The 19120-nt window shown below is 54.8% G+C and carries 21 protein-coding genes and 1 other annotated feature; of the genes, 11 read left to right on the top strand and 10 right to left on the bottom strand.

The features are described from left to right. Positions 1-98: 98 nt before the first annotated feature. The 3 genes from F3J28_RS03080 to dacD form a co-directional block, all read right to left on the bottom strand. Positions 99-533: a VOC family protein gene (locus F3J28_RS03080; RefSeq protein ID WP_166872659.1), complete on the bottom strand. Its 435-nt coding sequence runs from the start codon at positions 531-533 to the stop codon at positions 99-101. Positions 534-545: 12 nt separating this feature from the next. Further along, positions 546-1010 carry a DNA gyrase inhibitor SbmC gene (gene sbmC / locus F3J28_RS03075; protein ID WP_166872656.1) on the bottom strand — a complete coding sequence of 155 codons (465 nt, stop codon included), beginning with the start codon at positions 1008-1010 and terminating at the stop codon, positions 546-548. A 313-nt stretch (positions 1011-1323) separates the two neighbouring features. Continuing rightward, positions 1324-2490 carry a serine-type D-Ala-D-Ala carboxypeptidase DacD gene (dacD, locus tag F3J28_RS03070; protein WP_166872653.1) on the bottom strand — a complete coding sequence of 389 codons (1167 nt, stop codon included), beginning with the start codon at positions 2488-2490 and terminating at the stop codon, positions 1324-1326. 252 nt (positions 2491-2742) lie between these two features. Here dacD and F3J28_RS03065 point away from each other — a divergent pair, with 252 nt between their 5' ends. Together F3J28_RS03065 and sbcB are read left to right on the top strand one after the other, a co-directional pair. Next, entirely contained in the window at positions 2743-3894 is a 1152-nt protein-coding gene (locus F3J28_RS03065) for an acyltransferase family protein (protein WP_166872650.1), read from the top strand. 76 nt (positions 3895-3970) lie between these two features. Then, positions 3971-5398, top strand: a complete 1428-nt coding sequence (sbcB, locus tag F3J28_RS03060; RefSeq protein ID WP_166872646.1) for an exodeoxyribonuclease I — start codon at positions 3971-3973, stop codon at positions 5396-5398. A gap of 61 nt (positions 5399-5459) precedes the next feature. Here sbcB and F3J28_RS03055 read toward each other — a convergent pair whose 3' ends face one another. The 5 genes from F3J28_RS03055 to F3J28_RS03040 form a co-directional block, all read right to left on the bottom strand. Next, positions 5460-6824, bottom strand: a complete 1365-nt coding sequence (locus tag F3J28_RS03055; protein WP_166872643.1) for an APC family permease — start codon at positions 6822-6824, stop codon at positions 5460-5462. Then, positions 6814-6876 carry a hypothetical protein gene (locus F3J28_RS22575; RefSeq protein WP_494493252.1) on the bottom strand — a complete coding sequence of 21 codons (63 nt, stop codon included), beginning with the start codon at positions 6874-6876 and terminating at the stop codon, positions 6814-6816. Before F3J28_RS22575 ends, F3J28_RS03055 begins: the two co-directional genes overlap by 11 nt. Positions 6877-6978: 102 nt before the next feature. Beyond that, on the bottom strand, positions 6979-7215 hold the full coding sequence (locus F3J28_RS03050; RefSeq protein WP_166872640.1) for a hypothetical protein: 237 nt from the start codon (positions 7213-7215) through the stop codon (positions 6979-6981). Positions 7216-7251: 36 nt separating this feature from the next. After that, positions 7252-8166, bottom strand: a complete 915-nt coding sequence (locus F3J28_RS03045) for a LysR substrate-binding domain-containing protein (protein ID WP_166872637.1) — start codon at positions 8164-8166, stop codon at positions 7252-7254. Positions 8167-8192: 26 nt separating this feature from the next. Beyond that, positions 8193-9020: an SDR family oxidoreductase gene (locus F3J28_RS03040; protein WP_166872634.1), complete on the bottom strand. Its 828-nt coding sequence runs from the start codon at positions 9018-9020 to the stop codon at positions 8193-8195. A 200-nt stretch (positions 9021-9220) separates the two neighbouring features. Here F3J28_RS03040 and hisL point away from each other — a divergent pair, with 200 nt between their 5' ends. The 9 genes from hisL to hisIE all read left to right on the top strand — a co-directional run bounded on the left by hisL (position 9221) and on the right by hisIE (position 16455). Continuing rightward, entirely contained in the window at positions 9221-9271 is a 51-nt protein-coding gene (gene hisL / locus F3J28_RS03035; RefSeq protein ID WP_126358378.1) for a his operon leader peptide, read from the top strand. Continuing rightward, positions 9247-9369: a sequence feature (His leader region), on the top strand. (Overlaps the previous gene by 25 nt.) A gap of 37 nt (positions 9370-9406) precedes the next feature. Continuing rightward, the gene (gene hisG, locus F3J28_RS03030; RefSeq protein ID WP_008455029.1) at positions 9407-10306 is read left to right on the top strand and encodes an ATP phosphoribosyltransferase; all 900 of its coding nucleotides are present in this window, start codon (positions 9407-9409) and stop codon (positions 10304-10306) included. Between the two features lie 4 nt (positions 10307-10310). Continuing rightward, positions 10311-11618, top strand: a complete 1308-nt coding sequence (gene hisD, locus F3J28_RS03025; RefSeq protein ID WP_166872631.1) for a histidinol dehydrogenase — start codon at positions 10311-10313, stop codon at positions 11616-11618. Then, positions 11615-12697, top strand: a complete 1083-nt coding sequence (hisC, locus tag F3J28_RS03020; protein WP_166872628.1) for a histidinol-phosphate transaminase — start codon at positions 11615-11617, stop codon at positions 12695-12697. The genes hisD and hisC overlap by 4 nt, the downstream gene beginning before the upstream one ends. Then, positions 12694-13761 carry a bifunctional histidinol-phosphatase/imidazoleglycerol-phosphate dehydratase HisB gene (hisB, locus tag F3J28_RS03015; protein WP_166872625.1) on the top strand — a complete coding sequence of 356 codons (1068 nt, stop codon included), beginning with the start codon at positions 12694-12696 and terminating at the stop codon, positions 13759-13761. Before hisC ends, hisB begins: the two co-directional genes overlap by 4 nt. After that, a complete protein-coding gene (gene hisH, locus F3J28_RS03010) occupies positions 13761-14351 on the top strand; it encodes an imidazole glycerol phosphate synthase subunit HisH (RefSeq protein ID WP_039295104.1) in 591 nt (196 codons plus the stop codon). The genes hisB and hisH overlap by 1 nt, the downstream gene beginning before the upstream one ends. Positions 14352-14354: 3 nt before the next feature. Beyond that, positions 14355-15092, top strand: a complete 738-nt coding sequence (gene hisA, locus F3J28_RS03005) for a 1-(5-phosphoribosyl)-5-[(5-phosphoribosylamino)methylideneamino]imidazole-4-carboxamide isomerase (protein ID WP_166872622.1) — start codon at positions 14355-14357, stop codon at positions 15090-15092. Continuing rightward, positions 15074-15850, top strand: a complete 777-nt coding sequence (gene hisF, locus F3J28_RS03000) for an imidazole glycerol phosphate synthase subunit HisF (protein WP_166872619.1) — start codon at positions 15074-15076, stop codon at positions 15848-15850. Before hisA ends, hisF begins: the two co-directional genes overlap by 19 nt. Continuing rightward, entirely contained in the window at positions 15844-16455 is a 612-nt protein-coding gene (gene hisIE, locus F3J28_RS02995) for a bifunctional phosphoribosyl-AMP cyclohydrolase/phosphoribosyl-ATP diphosphatase HisIE (protein ID WP_166872616.1), read from the top strand. Before hisF ends, hisIE begins: the two co-directional genes overlap by 7 nt. 61 nt (positions 16456-16516) lie before the next feature. Here hisIE and gnd read toward each other — a convergent pair whose 3' ends face one another. Further along, positions 16517-17926 carry an NADP-dependent phosphogluconate dehydrogenase gene (gene gnd, locus F3J28_RS02990; RefSeq protein WP_166872614.1) on the bottom strand — a complete coding sequence of 470 codons (1410 nt, stop codon included), beginning with the start codon at positions 17924-17926 and terminating at the stop codon, positions 16517-16519. A 141-nt stretch (positions 17927-18067) separates the two neighbouring features. Next, entirely contained in the window at positions 18068-19105 is a 1038-nt protein-coding gene (locus tag F3J28_RS02985; protein ID WP_166872612.1) for an acyltransferase family protein, read from the bottom strand. Between the last annotated feature and the right edge of the window lie 15 nt (positions 19106-19120).

Raw genomic sequence — 19120 nt, 5'->3', positions numbered from 1 at the left:
ATGTTGCCAGGTGCGGCGGGGCTTTTACGCGGAATATTTCACATTTCTTTGCTGAATATCAGAAATGGGCGGCAGATTGCCGCCCGGATTCAAGCCAGCTAGCGCAGCCAGGGCGTAACGGTCACGCCAACCAGCAGCCCCTCAGGACTGAGCATACGTGACACCGTTTGCCCCCAGGGCTCGATACGGTTATCCACCAGCATCTGATACCCGGCCTGCTTTAGCACCGCTGTCGCCTGCCCGACATCTTCTACTTCAAATTCGACCCAGCTTTGGGGCGCGACAATGTGCTCGGGCCAACTGTCCACGCCGAAGCAGGACTGTGCCGCCTGAGCGAGCGGCCAGAGCGCAAAATGCTTCACGCCATCCAGCTCACCATGTTCCGTTGCCAGATAGTCCTCGTTGCCTTCCATCGCTTTTAGCGGCAGACCGAGCACCTGCTGATAAAACCCGGCACTGGCCGCCACGTCGCGCGTAACGGGGCCATACCCGGCGATGAATAACACGTTTAATCCTGCGATAGCTTCCGTCATGGTGAGCTCCTGTCAGACTTTAGCGACCGGGATATACATATCAATTTCCCATACGCCGGACGCCGAGCCGTCGTTGAGATAGATTTCGTAACAGGGGTTGCCGGTTAACTGATAGTCACCATCAGCCTCTACCTGGTCAAAGAAGGTTTCCCAGGCTTCCTGAAATGCTTCATTTTTTACGATGGCATGCCCGATGGCGTAAGTATCTGCCTCAATAGCCGTGATGATAACGCCTTCGCTGTTTTCCGGTAGTTTGAACTCTTCAGGTACGCCCAGTACCGTGTCCACGCGGAGCTTTTCTGGCGGAACAACATCGGGGTCATCATAGTAAATGGCCAGCCAGTCGCCATGCAGGCTGTGGGTTTTCGCCCACATAGCCAGTTGGCCAAACCCTTGCGGAACCGTGGTTTCCCACGGCCCGACCAGATGAAAACCGGCCACTTTACGCGCCGGAACATGCTGAACTTTGAATGTCATACTGCCTCCACGCTGATGAATAAATACACTGTATATTTATACACTATCTTTTTTAAGGATGGCGTACAAGCTGCCAGATTTGGGAGCTGCTTCGCAGGAAATAGAGACAAAAAAACCGCGCAGAGCGTGGTTCCAGACGGCTGACAAACCACTGATGAGAGAAGAAATACCTGACGGCTTGTTAAAGAAAACAGGAAAATCAACTCGTTGATTTTCGGCTGATAACCACAAAGAGGGAAAAACCACGCTTTTTCCCTCTTTGTCAGCAACCTCAAACCGCGCAAATCGCGCGGTTCATCAACAAGACAGAGGGTTAAAGCTTGCGGCTGATAAAGTCGCCGAGACGCGAAAACAGCCCGCCCTTCTCCACCGGTGTGAGGTTCACTAGCGGCCAGTGGGAGATAAGCTTGTCGCCATCAAACAGCTGGATCTCGCCTACCTGCGTATTGGCTGCCAGCGGGGCCTCCATGTCCTGTTTACTCAGCACATACTTTGCTTTGATGTTCGGCACTTCCGATTTAGGCAGCGCGAGGAAGACGTCCTGATCCGGGCCCACATTGATATTGGCCTTGTCGCCGTACCAGATGTGCTCGCTGCCGATAGGTTTGCCTTTTTGCAATACCTGCACGGTGTCGAAATTATCCTGCCCCCAGTGCAGCAGCTTACGGGCCTGCTCTTCACGCCCTTTTGAGCTAAGGCCGCCCATAATCACCGCAATCAGGCGGCGCTGGCCCAGCACGCTGGAGGCAATAATGTTAAACCCTGCTGTTTCGGTATGCCCCGTTTTCAGGCCATCCACGTTCAGGGATTTATCCCACAACAGGCCGTTGCGGTTTTGCTGGGTAATCCCGTTCCAGGTGAGGCTGCGCTCGCTGTACATATGGTAGAACTGGGGTTCACCGTGGATGATAGCGCGGGACAAAACGGCAAGATCATAGGCGGAGCTGTGCTGCCCCGGCGCATCCAGGCCATGCACGGTTTCAAAATGAGTATCGTGCAGGCCAAGCTGGTCGACGTAGTGGTTCATCATGGCGACAAACTGCTTCTGTCCCCCGGCAACATAATCTGCCAGCGCAACGCAGGCATCGTTGCCGGAATCGATAATCAACCCGCGGCTGAGATCGCGTACGGTCACCCGGTCGCCCGGCTTAATGAACATCAGTGATGAGCCGTCAAACACCGGGTTACCTTTTGCCCAGGCGTCTTTCCCCACTGTGACGACGTCGTCCGGGGTAATACGTTTACTGTCGATTGCGCGGTCAACGACATAGCCGGTCATCAGTTTTGTCAGGCTGGCCGGGTTACGCTGGACGTGTTCATTACCTGCGGTCAGCACCTGCCCGGTGGTGTAGTCCATCAGTACCCATGCGCCGGCTTCTACCTGAGGCGGCTGCGGCTGATGGGGGAAAATATCATCAGCATAGGCAGCATTGACGGAAAGGGACAAAAAGCTCAGGGCAACAAGCAGGCGGGTTTTCAACGGAATTTCCTCAAAGACTTAATTTACAGCGGCTCGTTTTACGGGAGTTCTTGTTAATTTGCTTCTTTAAATTGCAAGAAAATATGACATTTCATATTTGGCAATAATAATGAATGATATTTGTACTAAATATATTCCCTCAGACATCACACTGCGTTTATTCCGATATTCCATGTTTGCGTGACATTCTGATTGTGGCGGCGCTGATTCATTTTTACTCTGACCGAAGAATACACGCATAAAGGTCATCGTATGGTGGATAGTAAACGCTGGTCTCCTGAGCTGGAGGGGCTGCGAGGGCTGGCCTCGCTTTGGGTTTTACTCGGCCACATTTGCCTGCTGGTGCAGTGCCGCATTCCCCTTCTTTACGATCCGGGGATGGGGGTCGATTTATTTATTTTGCTGTCAGGGTATTTGATGGCAAAAAATTATCAGGAGCGTCGGGAAAAAGAGCCGTGGAATAGCCCGGATACCTTTCGCAAATTCTGGCTACGCCGCTTCTTTCGCATTGCCCCGCTCTATTATTTGCTGCTGGTCGTTGCGCTGATTTTTGGTAGCTGGTTCGGCGAAATGCGCGATATTATCGCCAGCGCCTGGCCGACAACCGCCACCGCAAGCAGCCGCTATGCCGACCACTCCGCAATGAATATTTTCAGCCATCTGACGTTTATTTTTGGCCTGTTACCGGCCTGGTCCTTCCGCACCGTGTTGCCAGACTGGAGCATTGGGCTGGAGATGCAGTTTTATCTGCTGTTCCCGTTCATTATGCTGCTGGTGATGCGCTACGGGTTTGCGGTTAGCGCGACGCTGCTGATGGTGGTTTGCCTGGCGGCCCGCTGGCTCTTCCCGGACTACTTCAACGCCTTTCCTATGCCGTCGATGATCCTGATAAAACTGCCGCTGTTTATCGCCGGAATGCTGATATCCCACGCGGTAATGCAAAAAAACCTGCGCTATTGCGCGCTGGCGCTGCTCGCCCCGGTCATTGCCTGGCAGATGCATATCGCCGAAACCCATCTGCGGCTGGTGGCAGAGTGCATGATGATTACCGGCATGACGCTGCTGCTCTGGCAGCCTGACAAAGAAAATCGCCTGCGCCGAATCACGGCGGCACCTCGCCAGCTGCTCACCTGTCGGTTTAGCCTGTTTCTGGGGGATGTCTCTTATTCGGTGTACCTGCTACACCTGATGATTGTCCTCCCCACCATCGGCCTGCTCGTCCGCTACACCGGTTTTGCCCATCAGCCTTCGCTGATGCGTTTCCTGATAGTCACGGCCATCGCGCTGCCCGCCGTCTGGCTGATTGCCGTTGCGCTTTACCACAAGGTTGAAAAACGCGGCATCGCGCTGGGTAAACAGTTGCTTAGCGGGACGGAAATGAAGTCCGAAAGGTCCATATCTTAAACGCGCTTTTCCTTCTGATGCGCCGGCAGATGGTTTACCATTGAGTCTGATGATAACTAGCTCAATGGTAACCTCTGTGTCCGATTCTGCCTCACTTGCTACCTTTCTGTTTCACGATTACGAAACCTTCGGCAAAAGCCCTTCGCTGGACAGACCGGCCCAGTTTGCCGCGATTCGCACCGACAGCGAATTTAACGTTATTGGCGAACCGGAAGTGTTTTACTGCAAGCCTGCGGATGACTACCTGCCCCAGCCTGAAGCCGTGATGATCACCGGCATAACGCCCCAGCAGGCACTGGCGCGCGGCGAGAACGAAGCGGCCTTCGCGAAGCGTATTCACGACATCTTCACGGTGCCAAAGACCTGCGTGGTGGGCTACAACAACGTGCGCTTCGACGATGAAGTGACGCGGAATATTTTTTACCGTAACTTTTACGATCCGTATGCCTGGAGCTGGCAGAACGACAATTCCCGCTGGGATTTGCTCGACGTGATGCGCGCCTGTTACGCCCTGCGTCCCGAAGGCATTGTCTGGCCGGAAAATGAGGACGGGCTGCCGAGCTTCCGCCTTGAGCACCTGACCAAAGCCAACGGCATTGAACACGCTAACGCACACGATGCGATGTCAGACGTTTACGCCACCATCGCGATGGCTCAGCTAGTGAAAACCCGCCAGCCGCGCCTGTTTGAGTATCTCTACAGCCATCGCTCAAAGCAGAAGTTACAGACGCTGATTGATATCCCGCAGATGAAGCCGCTGGTCCATGTATCCGGCATGTTCGGCGCCCAGCGCGGCAATACCAGTTGGATAGCGCCGCTGGCCTGGCACCCGGACAACCGCAATGCGGTGATAATGGTCGACCTGGCCGGGGATATCTCGCCGCTGCTGGCGCTGGATGCCGCCACCCTGCGTGAACGCCTGTACACACCCAAAGCCGAACTGGGTGATAACGCAGCGGTGCCGATTAAGCTGGTGCATCTGAATAAATGTCCGGTGCTGGCCGTCGCCAACACTCTGCGCCCGGAAGATGCTGAACGCCTCGGCATTAACCGCCAGCAATGCCTGGATAACCTGAAAGTACTGCGCGAACACCCGGAAGTGCGTGAGAAGGTGGTGGCGCTGTTTGCCGAAGCCGAGCCGTTTGTGCCTTCCGATAACGTCGATGCCCAGCTTTACAACGGCTTCTTTAGTGACGCTGACCGTGCGGCCATGCGTATCGTGCTGCAAACCGACCCGCAGAATCTGCCGGCGCTGGATATCACCTTTGCCGATAAGCGCATTGAGAAGCTGTTGTTCAACTACCGCGCGCGCAACTGGCCGGGCACATTAAGCGAAGAAGAGCAGACCCGCTGGCTCCAGTATCGCCGGGACGTGCTTTCCCAGGAAGCCCTGCAAGCGTATGCCCTTGAACTGGAAGCGCTGTATAACCAGCATGAAGGGGATAAAGAGAAAATGGCGCTGCTGAAAGCCCTGTTTGAATACGCTCAGTATCTGGTTGGTTAACCCTTTCGACAGACAAAAAAATGGCTCCCATTGGGAGCCATTTTTATTGCTTCGAAACTGATTAAGCGATGTCTTCGTTGTACTGAGGCACCGGGTTACGGAAGCTGCGGGTCACGCAGGCCACGTAAATCAGGCCGATAGCACCCCAAATCAGGCCGAGGATCATCGAGCTTTGCTCCAGGTTAATCCACAGCGCACCTACGGTCAGGGCACCAATCGTCGGCAGAACCAGGAAGTTCAGGTGATCTTTGAACGTCTTGTTGCGCTTTTCGCGGATCCAGAACTGCGAGATAACCGACAGGTTAACGAAGGTAAAGGCAACCAGTGCCCCGAAGTTAATCAGCGCGGTGGCGGTAACCAGGTCAAAGTCGATAGCCATCAGCGCAACTGCGCCCACCAGCAGCACGTTGAACGCCGGGGTACGCCATTTCGGATGAATATAACCAAAGAAGCGGTTCGGGAACACGCCGTCACGGCCCATCACGTACATCAGGCGGGAAACGCCAGTGTGCGCGGCCATACCGGAAGCCAGTACGGTAATGGTGGAGAAGATCAGCGCGCCAACCTGGAAGGCTTTACCCGCCACAAACAGCATGATTTCCGGCTGAGACGCATCCGGATCCTTGAAGCGAGAGATATCCGGGAAGTACAGCTGCAGGAAATAGGTGGAGACGATGAAAATCAGGCCACCAATCAACGCGGTCAGGAAGATAGCACGCGGAATCACACGCTCGGCGTTCTTGGTCTCTTCGGACAGGTTGCTGATGCCGTCAAACCCGGTAAACGAGAAGCACAGGATTGTTGCGCCGGTAATCATCGGCACAATATGCGCGTTCTCGGACCAGAACGGCTTGCTGCTTGTCAGCGTACCCGCACCTTCACCGCCCGCAACGCCGTACACCACCATTCCCATGATTACCGCAATCAGCAGAATCTGCAGGATAACGATGATGCTGTTGAAGTTGGCAACAGTTTTAACGCTGCGCAGGTTAGAAACGGTCATAAAGCCGACCAGCACGACCACGAAGATCCACGACGGCACCTCAGGCACCAGCGCTTCAAAGTAGATTTTTGCCAGCAGGATGTTAATCATCGGCGCGAACAGGTAGTCCAGCAGCGACGACCAGCCCACCATAAAACCGACCAGCGGGTTAATGGATTTTTGGGCGTAGGTATAAGCGGAACCCGCAGACGGGAAACGACGCACCAGCTTGCCATAGCTCAGCGCGGTGAACAGGATCGCCACCAGAGCAAAGGCATAAGCCGTCGGCACATGGCCATCGGTCATCCCGGAAACAATACCGAAAGTATCAAACAAGGTCATCGGCTGCATGTAGGCAAGGCCCATCATGACTACCGGTACCAGCGTCAGGGTCTTACGCAGACCTGGGCGGGTGTTTGCACCTGCGGTGACGTTAAGCGACATGGTTGTTTCCCTCAGTGGAGAAAGCCTGCGCAAAAGCAAAAATCTGCCCCATCTTAATTTCCTCGGCGACACGACTGTCGTTTTTTAAAAGCTAGTATCTATCCGGTACGAAGCCCGGCCTCTTGGTTTTTTTGGCAAATGCCGTTTGTCTGACTTAATTGATTGCAAAAAAATAACCGACGTCTCTTAAACGTCGGTTAGTTTTCTCTTTTGCAGGCCGCGTATTTTGCACCATACGAAGGCACAATGACAAGATGTTAAAGCCATCTTTGGCAATTTCTTTTTCAGCGCCTGGCGGAAGTAAAATCTCCCACATCCAGCACGGCAGAAGAAGATAATCCCGTTCCGGCACATCGCTGCCATAACGCACTGCCTGACTGCCATTCAACATAGCCAGGTTAGTAAAATCCCGCCAGTCAAAAAGGCACTATTTTTCTACTGGCAAATACACCTGGGCGATATGCGGGTCGGCGACGATTTTTTCTCGCCACCATTCGCTGGCAAGCCCGGCCGTTTGCTCATTCCAGCCTATCCAAACCGGTACATAAGACACCTGCCCCGCAACCTGTTTTTCCACCAGCGCACCACTCTCAATATAGCGCTGCGCCATATAGCGCGGCATATACCCGCAGCCAATGCCGCTGATTTGCAGCTCGAGCTTGGTTTTGAAATCAAACACGGTGATCGCCTCCTGCTCTTCAAGCAAATGCAGCGCTCGGGCGGACTCGATTCTGGAGGTGTCTCCGACGACCACCGCCCGGGACTGCTTAACCAGCCGTCTGGGCAGGGGCTCCTCCGCTTTCGCCAGCGAATGATGTGGGGCGACAACAAAGACGATCTCCAGGCGGCCCAGAAGCGTAAAGCCAAAACCGCTCAGCGAAGGCGGCTCGCTCATCGCCCCGACAATAATGTCCGCCCGCCCTTCCGTGAGCGCTTCCCACGAGCCGCCAAGCACATCGTTGATAAATTTTAGCCGCGTTACGCTGTAGCTTTGATAGAACGCCTCGATTAAGGGCGTCAGCAGGGAAAAGGGAAAGGCATTGTCCACACCGATGGTGAGTTCGTGTTCCCAGCCCTGCTGGAGTTTGATCGCCTGCTTTTCCAGCTCGCGTACCGAATGCAGAATTTCCCTGCCTTTTTCCAGCAGGAGCTGGCCGGTTCGCGTAAAGCGCGCCCGGTGGCCGCTGCGATCGAGGATTTGAATATTGAGGTCGCTTTCCAGCTTTTGCACGCTGTAGCTCAGCGCCGAAGGGGTTTTAAAGAGCTTTGCCGCCGCCGCAGCAAAACTCCCTTCTTTATCCAGCGCATCGAGAATGATCAGGACCTCCAGCAAAGGTTTCATACTCACTCCCGGATGTGCGGCTGAATTTACTGCATAGGCATAAGCAGCGGATTAGGATATTGATAGTCGAAGCCTAGCTCATTACAGATGCGGCTGCCGTCAATCAGCTTGCCGTGGCCGGTTGCCGCGTCTTTACGGAACGACGGGGCCTCAAGGCCAATTTGCCGCGCCATAAGCGAATAAAATTCTTCCCGCGTTGGGTGGGCCGGAGCACAAAGATTATAGACTCGCCCGCCTTTAGGTGCCTGAAGCAGCAGCGTGATGGCCGAAATCACATCTTCCAGATGCACGAGATTTACGCCGTGCTGCCCGTTTGCCACGTCCCTTTTCCCCGCTAAAAAACGCCCAGGATGGCGTTCCGGCCCCACCAGCCCCGCGAGACGGAGGATATCCACGGACGTCCCCGGGAGTTTGTGCAACCAGTCTTCCAGCTCTTTAAGCACTTTCCCGCTGGCGGTGACAGGTTTAAGCGGGGACGTCTCTTTTACGCTACCCTCGCCTTCCCCATACACGGAGGTCGAGCTGGTAAAAATAATGCGCGGCACGGAATGCACCAGCGCGCTGTCGACTATTTCCTGCACCGCCTGCAGATAAAAATCATCGCCTTCTCCAGTGCGTCGGGCGGGCAGCGTCACCACTAACGCGTCAACGTTCAGCAGCGCTTCCAGGTCCTCACTGTCGCAAACCAGTTCCGGCTGCAGATTCAGCCGGTAACTTTCGATCCCGCACATGCGAGCTGCTTCTACGCCATCCAGCGTGGTTTTGCTGCCGGTGACCTGATAACCGCGCGCTGACAATGAGAGCGCCAGCGGCATACCCAACCACCCCAATCCGACTATTGCGACCCTTTTCATGCCTTGTCTCCTGACCTTGCAGCATTATCTTCTGACGAGTGAATTTAGCTCTCCGTTAAGGCTACGCCACCCGGGCAGAACTGACAATTCCCTCAGTCTTACAGAATATTAATCAGCGAGGAAAAAACCCCTTGCGCTCGGTGCGTCATCTGGTTTACGTTAATTGGCACATAATGAATAGTCATTCATACGAGAATTTTATGACACGCGCTCAGTTTAAAAACCACCATCATCACCATCACCCTGACTAGTCTTTCAGGCGATTGGTGCTGGGAGACGAAAAGATCTTCCAGTGGTGCGTGAACGCGAGAAAAAGCCCCCGGAAGATATCTTCCGGGGGCTTTTTTATTGGGCGTCAGACAGGAATTGATAAGGGGTAACTACCGATGACCGACAACAACCGTTTACGCATAGCTATGCAGAAATCTGGCCGTCTTAGCGATGATTCACGCGAATTACTCGCCCGCTGCGGCATAAAAATTAACCTGCACACCCAACGCCTGATTGCGCTGGCCGAAAACATGCCCATCGACATCCTGCGCGTGCGTGATGACGACATTCCAGGGCTGGTGATGGACGGTGTCGTAGACCTCGGCATCATCGGTGAAAACGTGCTCGAAGAAGAGCTGCTGACGCGCCGCGCTCAGGGCGAAGATCCGCGTTATTACACGCTGCGTCGCCTGGACTTTGGCGGCTGCCGCCTGTCGCTGGCCACCGCCGTAGACGAGCCGTGGGATGGCCCGGCCAGCCTCAACAACAAACGCATTGCGACTTCTTACCCGCACCTGCTGAAGCGCTACCTAGACCAGAAAGGCGTGCAGTTTAAATCCTGCCTGCTGAACGGCTCGGTAGAAGTGGCCCCACGCGCCGGTCTGGCCGATGCCATCTGCGACCTGGTGTCTACCGGCGCAACCCTTGAAGCCAACGGGCTGCGTGAAGTCGAAGTTATCTACCGCTCCAAAGCCTGCCTGATCCAGCGTGACGGCGAAATGCCGGCGGCCAAGCAGCAGCTGATCGACAAACTGCTGACCCGTATCCAGGGCGTGATTCAGGCTCGCGAGTCCAAATACATCATGATGCACGCCCCAACCGAGCGCCTGGATGAAGTGATTGCCCTGCTGCCGGGCGCCGAGCGTCCAACCATTCTGCCGCTGGCTGGCGATCAGCAGCGCGTGGCGATGCACATGGTGAGCAGCGAAACGCTGTTCTGGGAAACCATGGAAAAACTGAAGGCGCTGGGTGCCAGTTCCATTCTGGTGCTGCCGATTGAGAAGATGATGGAGTGATGTGATGAGCAACTTCAACACGCTGATTAACTGGAACGACTGCGACGAAGCCGCGCGACGCGCGCTGCTAATGCGCCCGGCTATCTCCGCTTCGGACAGCATCACTCGCACCGTGGCGGAAATCCTGAACAACGTTAAGAGCAACGGCGATGCAGCCCTGCGTGAATACAGCGCGAAGTTCGATAAAACTGAAGTGAAGCAGCTGCAGGTCACTCAGCAGCAAATCGATGAAGCCGTCGCGAGACTCGGCAACGAGATTAAAGAGGCGATGGCCGTGGCCGTCGCTAACATCGAAAAATTCCACCTCGCGCAGCAGCTTGCCCCGGTGGATGTGGAAACCATGCCCGGCGTGCGCTGCCAGCAGGTGACTCGCCCTGTAGCCTCCGTGGGCCTGTACATTCCAGGTGGATCCGCCCCGCTGTTCTCCACCGTGCTGATGCTGGCCACGCCTGCCCGCATCGCGGGCTGCAAAAAAGTGGTGCTTTGCTCCCCGCCGCCGATTGCCGATGAGATCCTTTACGCGGCCCAGCTCTGCGGCGTGCAGGAAGTGTTTCAGGTCGGCGGTGCCCAGGCTATCGCAGCGTTGGCGCTCGGTACGGAAAGCATTCCTAAAGTGGACAAGATTTTTGGGCCAGGCAACGCCTTCGTTACCGAAGCAAAGCGCCAGGTCAGCCAGCGCCTCGACGGCGCGGCCATTGATATGCCTGCTGGCCCATCGGAAGTGCTGGTGATCGCCGACAGCGGCGCCACGCCTGACTTTGTCGCCTCCGACCTGCTTTCTCAGGCGGAACACGGCCCGGATTCTCAGGTGGTTCTGCTGACCCCGGACAGTACCATGGCCCAGGCCGTTGCCGATGCCGTTGAGCGCCAGCTTGCCGCCCTGCCGCGCGCAGAAACCGCACGCATAGCGCTGGAAAGCAGCCGCTTAATTGTTGCCCGTGATTTAGCGCAGTGCATTGAGATTTCCAACCAATACGGTCCTGAGCATCTGATCATTCAGACCCGCAACGCCCGTGAACTGGTGGACGATATTACCAGCGCAGGCTCGGTATTTCTGGGCGACTGGTCGCCGGAATCCGCCGGGGATTATGCCTCCGGGACAAACCACGTCCTGCCGACCTACGGTTACACCTCCACCTGCTCAAGCCTCGGGCTGGCGGACTTTCAGAAGCGCATGACCGTGCAGGAGCTGTCTCCGCAGGGTTTTGCTTCTCTGGCAAAAACCATTGAAACCCTGGCCGCCGCCGAGCAGCTGACCGCCCACAAAAACGCCGTTACCCTCCGCGTCGCCGCCCTGAAGGAGCAAGCATGAGCCTCGAAGAGTTAGCCCGCGCCAACGTTCGCGCCCTGACCCCATATCAGTCTGCCCGCCGCCTGGGCGGGAACGGCGACGTCTGGCTGAACGCCAACGAATACCCGACGCCGGTAGAGTTCCAGTTAACCACGCAGACGCTGAACCGCTACCCGGAGTGCCAGCCAAAGCAGGTCATCGCCAACTATGCCAGCTACGCAGGCGTGAAGCCTGAGCAGGTTTTGGTGAGCCGCGGCGCGGATGAAGGTATCGAGCTGCTGATTCGCGCGTTCTGCGAACCGGGCAAAGACGCGATTCTCTATTGCCCGCCGACCTACGGCATGTACACCGTCAGTGCCGAAACCTTTGGCGTAGAGTGCCGCACCGTGGCCACGCTGGATAACTGGCAACTGGATCTTCCGGCGATTGCAGAGAACCTCGACGGCGTAAAAGTTGTTTATGTTTGCAGCCCAAACAACCCAACCGGCCAGTTGATTAATCCGCAGGATCTGCGTGTACTGCTGGAAATGACCCGCGATAAAGCGCTGGTCGTTGCCGATGAAGCCTATATCGAGTTTTGCCCCCAGGCGACGCTGGCAGGCTGGCTTCAGGAATATCCCAACCTGGTCGTGCTGCGGACGCTCTCCAAAGCATTTGCGCTTGCAGGCCTGCGCTGCGGATTTACGCTGGCGAATGAGGAAGTGATTAACCTGCTGCTAAAAGTCATCGCCCCTTACCCGCTTTCTACGCCGGTAGCTGACATCGCCGCCCAGGCGCTAAGCCCGCAGGGCATCAACGCGATGCGTGAGCGCGTGGCCGAAGTGCTGCTTAATCGCCAGTATCTGATCAATGAGCTGAAAAGCGTCCCTTGCGTTGAGCAGGTTTTCGACAGCGAAACCAACTACGTCATCGCCAGAATGACCGCCTCCAGCGCAGTCTTTAAATCGCTGTGGGATCAGGGCATTATCTTACGTGACCAGAATAAACAACCGACGTTAAGCGGCTGCCTGCGCATCAGCATCGGCACGCGAGAAGAGTGCCAGCGCGCCATTGAGGCGCTGCGTCAGCAACCCGGCCTGCAGGCCACGGAGAGCAAATGAGCCAGAAAGTACTTTTTATTGACCGCGACGGGACCCTGATTTCCGAGCCACCGAGCGATTACCAGGTCGACCGCATGGAGAAACTCGCCTTTGAGCCTGCGGTGATCCCGGCTCTGCTGCAGCTGCAAAAGGCGGGTTACCGCCTGGTGATGATCACCAACCAGGACGGCCTGGGTACCGCCAGCTTCCCTCAGGCCGATTTCGACGGCCCGCACAACCTGATGATGCAGGTGCTGACCTCACAGGACATTATTTTTGATGAGGTGCTGATTTGCCCTCACCTGCCGGCGGACAACTGCGACTGCCGCAAGCCAAAGCTGGCGCTGGTCACTGGCTACCTGCAGGACGGCGCGCTGGATAAAGCCAATAGTTACGTGATTGGCGACCGCGCCACGGACATTGAGCTGGCCGCAAACATGGGCATTCAGGGCCTGCGCTACAACAGCGATGGCCTGGACTGGAAGCAAATCGCCGAGAAACTCACTAAGCGCGATCGCTACGCCCACGTGGAACGCAACACCAAAGAAACGCAGATTGACGTGAAGGTGTGGCTGGATCGTGAAGGCGGCAGCAAGATCGCCACCGGCGTCGGTTTCTTTGATCACATGCTGGACCAGATCTGCACCCACGGCGGCTTCCGCATGGAGATCGCGGTGAAAGGCGATTTATACATCGACGATCACCACACCGTGGAAGATACCGGCCTGGCGCTGGGCGAAGCGCTGAAGCTGGCGCTGGGCGACAAACGTGGCATCACCCGCTTTGGCTTTGTGCTGCCGATGGACGAATGCCTCGCCCGCTGCGCGCTGGATATCTCCGGCCGGCCGCACCTCGAATATAAAGCCGAGTTCAACTACCAGCGCGTGGGCGATCTCAGCACTGAAATGGTGGAACACTTCTTCCGCTCGCTCTCTTACACCATGGGCGTGACGCTGCACCTGAAGACCAAAGGCAAGAACGATCACCACCGCGTGGAGAGCCTGTTTAAAGTCTTTGGCCGCACACTGCGCCAGGCGATTCGCGTAGAGGGCGATACGCTCCCCTCCTCGAAAGGAGTGCTCTGATGAACGTGGTGATCCTCGACACGGGCTGCGCCAACCTGCATTCGGTGAAATCGGCCATTCAGCGCCACGGCTATGAGCCGCTGGTCAGCCGTGACCCGGACGTAGTGCTGCGCGCCGATAAGCTTTTTCTGCCGGGCGTAGGCACTGCACAGGCGGCCATGAACCAAATCATTGAGCGCGATTTGGTGGAGTTGATTAAAGCCTGTACCCAGCCCGTGCTGGGCATTTGCCTGGGAATGCAGCTTCTCGGCAGCCGCAGTGACGAAAGCCACGGCGTTGAAATGCTGGGCATTATCGACCAGCCGGTATTGCAGATGAAAGACTTCGGCCTGCCGCTGCCGCACATGGGCTGGAACCGCGTTTACCCGAAGGCGGGCGACCGCCTGTTCCGCGGCATTGAAGACGGGGCGTATTTCTACTTCGTTCACAGCTACGCAATGCCGGTCTGCGAAAACACCATCGCCCAGGCAAACTACGGTGAAGCCTTCACTGCGGCGGTGCAAAAAGATAATTTCTGGGGCGTTCAGTTCCACCCCGAACGTTCCGGTGCGGCTGGGGCTCAGCTGCTGAAAAACTTTCTGGAGATGTAGACGATGATCATTCCGGCTCTTGATTTAATTGACGGCAAAGTGGTGCGTCTCCATCAGGGAGATTACGGCCAGCAGCGTGACTACGGCAGCGGTCCGCTTCCACGTTTACAGGACTATCAGGCCCAGGGTGCGGAAGTGCTGCACCTCGTTGACCTGACCGGGGCTAAAGATCCGGCGGCCCGGCAAATCCCTTTGCTGCAAAAGTTGCTGGCTGGCGTGAGCGTGCCGGTTCAGGTTGGCGGCGGTGTGCGTACCGAGCAGGACGTTGAGGCCCTGCTGGATGCGGGTGCCGCTCGCGTGGTGGTTGGCTCCACCGCGGTGAAATCTCCGGCGCTGGTACAAAGCTGGTTTAAACGCTTTGGCGCCGATGCTCTGGTGCTGGCGCTGGACGTGCGCATTGATGCCGAAGGTAACAAACAGGTTGCGGTGAGCGGCTGGCAGGAAACCTCCGGCACCACGCTGGAACAGCTTGTCGATGAGTTCCTGCCGTTTGGCCTGAAGCATGTGCTGTGCACCGACATCTCTCGCGACGGCACGCTGGCAGGCTCAAACGTCGAGCTTTATCAGGAAGTGTGTGCGCGCTTCCCGCAGGTCGCCTTTCAGGCTTCCGGCGGTATTGGCGGGCTGGATGATATTGCCGCTCTGCGCGGCAGCGGCGTGAAAGGCGTGATTGTTGGGCGCGCGCTTCTGGAAGGTAAATTTAACGTGAAGGAGGCGATTTCATGCTGGCAAAACGGATAATCCCTTGCCTGGACGTGCGTGACGGCCAGGTGGTGAAAGGCGTGCAATTCCGTAATCACGAAATCATCGGCGACATCGTGCCGCTGGCGCAGCGCTATGCTCAGGAAGGCGCAGACGAACTGGTGTTTTATGATATCACCGCCTCGAGCGATGGCCGCGTGGTAGACAAAAGCTGGGTGACTCGCGTGGCGGAAGTGATCGATATTCCTTTCTGCGTGGCAGGCGGGATTAAATCCGTTGAGGATGCCGCGCAGATCCTGTCGTTCGGAGCGGATAAGATTTCCATTAACTCCCCTGCTCTGGCCGATCCTGAGCTTATCACTCGCCTGGCGGATCGCTTCGGCGTGCAGTGCATCGTGGTCGGCATTGATACCTGGTTTGACGCTGAAACAGGCAAATACCACGTGAATCAGTACACCGGCGACGAAAGCCGTACTCGCGTAACAAAGTGGGAAACGCTGGATTGGGTGCAGGAAGTGCAGAAGCGCGGCGCCGGGGAAATCGTCCTGAATATGATGAACCAGGATGGCGTGCGTAACGGCTATGACCTGACGCAACTGAAGAAAGTGCGTGAAGTGTGCCACGTGCCGCTTATCGCCTCAGGTGGCGCAGGCACCATGGAACACTTCCATGAGGCCTTCCGCGATGCGGACGTTGACGGCGCTCTGGCAGCTTCCGTGTTCCATAAGCAAATTATCAATATTGGTGAACTGAAGGCGTATCTGGTTCAGCAAGGCGTGGAGATTCGAGTGTGTTAACAGAACAACAGCTAGCCCAGCTGGACTGGGAAAAAACCGATGGCCTGATGCCGGTTATCGTTCAGCACGCGGTGTCCGGTGAAGTCCTGATGCTCGGCTATATGAATCAGGACGCGCTGGCAAAAACCCAGGAAAGCGGCAAAGTGACCTTCTTCTCGCGCACCAAACAGCGCCTGTGGACCAAAGGTGAAACGTCAGGCCATTTCCTGAACGTGGTACGTATTGCGCCAGACTGCGATAACGACACGTTGCTGGTGCTGGTGAATCCCATCGGCCCAACCTGCCACCTCGGCACCTCAAGCTGCTTTGGGGGTACTCACCACGACTGGCTTTTCCTGTTTGAACTTGAACAGTTGCTGGCCTCGCGGAAAACTGCCGATCCCGCCAGTTCCTATACCGCCAAACTGTACGCCAGCGGCACCAAGCGTATTGCGCAGAAAGTGGGTGAAGAAGGCGTGGAAACCGCGCTGGCAGCAACCGTGAACGATCGTCACGAACTGACCAACGAAGCTTCTGACTTGATGTATCACCTGCTGGTGCTGCTGCAGGATCAGGATTTGGACTTGAGTACGGTAATTGAGAATTTACGGGCCCGGCATAAATAAGCCCGGGAACAGATGTAAAAAAGGCCGCTAATGCGGCCTTTTGTTTACTGTGGGCTGGCTATTAATCAAGCCATTCGGTGTGGAACACACCTTCTTTATCGGTACGCTTGTAGGTATGCGCCCCGAAGTAGTCACGCTGAGCCTGGATCAGGTTAGCCGGCAGAACCGCTGCGCGGTAGCTGTCGTAGTAGGCTATCGCCGCGGAGAAGGTCGGCGTTGGGATACCGTTCTGCACAGCGTAAGAGATCACATCACGCAGGGCCTGCTGGTAATCGTCGGCAATCTTCTTGAAGTAAGGGGCCAACAGCAGGTTCGCAATAGCTGGCGTTTCAGCATAGGCATCGGTGATTTTCTGCAGGAACTGGGCACGAATGATGCAGCCCGCACGGAAAATCTTCGCGATTTCACCGTAGTTCAAATCCCAGTTATTCTCTTCAGATGCAGCACGCAGCTGGGAGAAGCCCTGAGCATAAGATACGATTTTACCCAGGTACAGTGCGCGACGAACTTTCTCGCTAAACTCAGCTTTGTCACCGGTAAATGGCTTGGCCTGCGGGCCACTCAGCACTTTAGACGCCGCCACACGCTGCTCTTTCAGAGAAGAGATATAGCGCGCGAATACGGATTCAGTGATCAGGGACAGCGGCTCGCCGAGATCCAGGGAGCTCTGGCTGGTCCATTTGCCGGTACCTTTGTTGGCAGCTTCGTCCAGAATCACATCAACCAGGTATTTCCCTTCTTCATCTTTCTTGGTGAAGATATCTTTGGTGATGTCGATCAGGTAGCTGCTCAGCTCGCCTTTGTTCCACTCGGTGAAGGTTTCAGCCAGCTCTTCGTTAGACAGATCCAGACCGTGCTTCAGCAGGGAATAAGCTTCTGCAATCAGCTGCATATCGCCGTATTCAATCCCGTTGTGCACCATCTTCACGTAGTGACCAGCCCCATCAGGCCCGATATACGTTACGCAAGGTTCGCCGTCTTCAGCAACCGCAGCGATCTTGGTCAAAATTGGAGCAACCAGCTCGTACGCATCTTTCTGGCCGCCAGGCATGATAGATGGGCCTTTCAGGGCGCCCTCTTCACCGCCGGAAACACCGGTCCCGATGAAGTTAAAGCCTTCAGCCGACAGATCGCGGTTACGACGAATGGTGTCCTGGAAGAAGGTGTTACCGCCATCGATGATGATGTCGCCTTTGTCGAGATAAGGCTTCAGGGAGTCGATAGCAGCATCAGTGCCAGCGCCCGCTTGCACCATTAACAGGATGCGACGTGGTGTTTCGAGAGACTCAACGAACTCTTTCACGGTGTAGTATGGAACCAGCTTCTTGCCTGGGTTCTCTGCGACGACTTCTTCAGTCTTCTCACGGGAGCGGTTGAATACGGAAACGGTATAGCCACGGCTTTCGATGTTCAGCGCCAGGTTGCGCCCCATCACGGCCATACCAACAACGCCGATCTGCTGTTTGGACATTACATACTCCTGTCAGGTGTGTGCCACCACGGCCACTGCGCCATGGCTTCAAAAATTATTCATGGTATGAAATAGAGCAATGGCTGACATTCAAAACAAAAAAAAACATCATTGCAACAACTAAAGTGTTAGGAAGCACACTTAACTCAATTTTAGCTTTCTGCTCATCGCCCCACTCACCTTTTTAATCAAAGGGTCGGTCAAATAAGCGGCAACAAGGCTCAGTCCAACGATGATGACGTAGAAGAACAATGTTTCACCAAAATTGAGTTTTTTGAAATCAATAATTTTAAATAAGAAATATAAAATCTGATGGTGGTACAGAAAAGCAACAAACGAATATTTGGCTGTAAAATCTATTGGGACACGTAATGAAGCAATATTTTTTAATCCATCTGGCAACATAGCCAGCAGGCAAAATATAGAGCAACCGAATAACAACATATACAATTGTGAATAGATTTTATTTTGCAATAACAAAATCAACATGCACAGTATAATTATACCAGTTAGGAATAATATTCTCCGGGCATTTTGTGATTTAACAAAATAGAATCCGTATAACATGCCAAAGAAAAAATCTGGCAATCGCATTATAGGGTTACAGTTGATATAAACTGAAAATAGCGATGTATAGTTTACAGACAATCCCAACATTATGAGAACTAACAGTGTTATCGTAATTTTAGGCCAGTTTAATAGGCCTTTAAAAAGTATCGGGAAAAACAGATAAGTAAGAATCATGTAGCCCGAATACCATTCACCAACCAAGTAATAGTTGGCCATACGATACAAGAAGAAACCATCGAGGCCAAGAAGTGATAGAATAAACTTCCAGTGTTTACCGTCACCCACAAACCCGCTGTTAGCAATAAAAATAAAGACAGCGACTATACAATATACGACCCAAAAAGCGGGGTAGATCGCGACAATTCTTTTCTTGAAAAAGCGAACAACATCTAATTTTCCGCCAGTGCTTACAACCAACGAAAAACCAGAGACGATAATAAACAGCGAAATGGCCATATCGCCGACGGTCTGACCACCGTAAACTAAACTGCCAATCATATTCTGGCCCGCATAGTTCATAGATATTTCCATATTAAAATGGAAAAGTACTACGGCGAGAAATGATATTGCACGAATAAAATCAATAAAAAAGAAGCGCTGCATATGCATTACTGTCCATATTTT

Origin of the sequence: Enterobacter sp. Ap-1006 (assembly GCF_011752835.1) — a bacterium.
In the GTDB taxonomy this organism is placed as follows: Bacteria; Pseudomonadota; Gammaproteobacteria; order Enterobacterales; family Enterobacteriaceae; genus Cedecea.
The sequence above is the reverse complement of the archived record's forward strand: the minus strand, read 5'-3'. Positions and strand labels throughout refer to the sequence as shown.

Excerpts from the sequence above, each read along its gene's own strand:
- F3J28_RS03050 (WP_166872640.1), bottom strand. The coding sequence starts at position 7,215 with ATGTTGAATGGCAGTCAGGCAGTGCGTTATGGCAGCGATGTGCCGGAA.
- F3J28_RS03055 (WP_166872643.1), bottom strand. The coding sequence starts at position 6,824 with ATGTCGCTTAACGTCACCGCAGGTGCAAACACCCGCCCAGGTCTGCGT.
- hisC (WP_166872628.1), top strand. The coding sequence starts at position 11,615 with ATGAGCCTCGAAGAGTTAGCCCGCGCCAACGTTCGCGCCCTGACCCCA.
- hisD (WP_166872631.1), top strand. The coding sequence starts at position 10,311 with ATGAGCAACTTCAACACGCTGATTAACTGGAACGACTGCGACGAAGCC.
- F3J28_RS02985 (WP_166872612.1), bottom strand. The coding sequence starts at position 19,105 with ATGCATATGCAGCGCTTCTTTTTTATTGATTTTATTCGTGCAATATCA.
- F3J28_RS03045 (WP_166872637.1), bottom strand. The coding sequence starts at position 8,166 with ATGAAACCTTTGCTGGAGGTCCTGATCATTCTCGATGCGCTGGATAAA.
- gnd (WP_166872614.1), bottom strand. The coding sequence starts at position 17,926 with ATGTCCAAACAGCAGATCGGCGTTGTTGGTATGGCCGTGATGGGGCGC.
- hisF (WP_166872619.1), top strand. The coding sequence starts at position 15,074 with ATGCTGGCAAAACGGATAATCCCTTGCCTGGACGTGCGTGACGGCCAG.
- hisA (WP_166872622.1), top strand. The coding sequence starts at position 14,355 with ATGATCATTCCGGCTCTTGATTTAATTGACGGCAAAGTGGTGCGTCTC.
- hisB (WP_166872625.1), top strand. The coding sequence starts at position 12,694 with ATGAGCCAGAAAGTACTTTTTATTGACCGCGACGGGACCCTGATTTCC.
- F3J28_RS03080 (WP_166872659.1), bottom strand. The coding sequence starts at position 533 with ATGACGGAAGCTATCGCAGGATTAAACGTGTTATTCATCGCCGGGTAT.
- hisG (WP_008455029.1), top strand. The coding sequence starts at position 9,407 with ATGACCGACAACAACCGTTTACGCATAGCTATGCAGAAATCTGGCCGT.
- sbmC (WP_166872656.1), bottom strand. The coding sequence starts at position 1,010 with ATGACATTCAAAGTTCAGCATGTTCCGGCGCGTAAAGTGGCCGGTTTT.
- hisH (WP_039295104.1), top strand. The coding sequence starts at position 13,761 with ATGAACGTGGTGATCCTCGACACGGGCTGCGCCAACCTGCATTCGGTG.
- F3J28_RS03065 (WP_166872650.1), top strand. The coding sequence starts at position 2,743 with ATGGTGGATAGTAAACGCTGGTCTCCTGAGCTGGAGGGGCTGCGAGGG.
- F3J28_RS03040 (WP_166872634.1), bottom strand. The coding sequence starts at position 9,020 with ATGAAAAGGGTCGCAATAGTCGGATTGGGGTGGTTGGGTATGCCGCTG.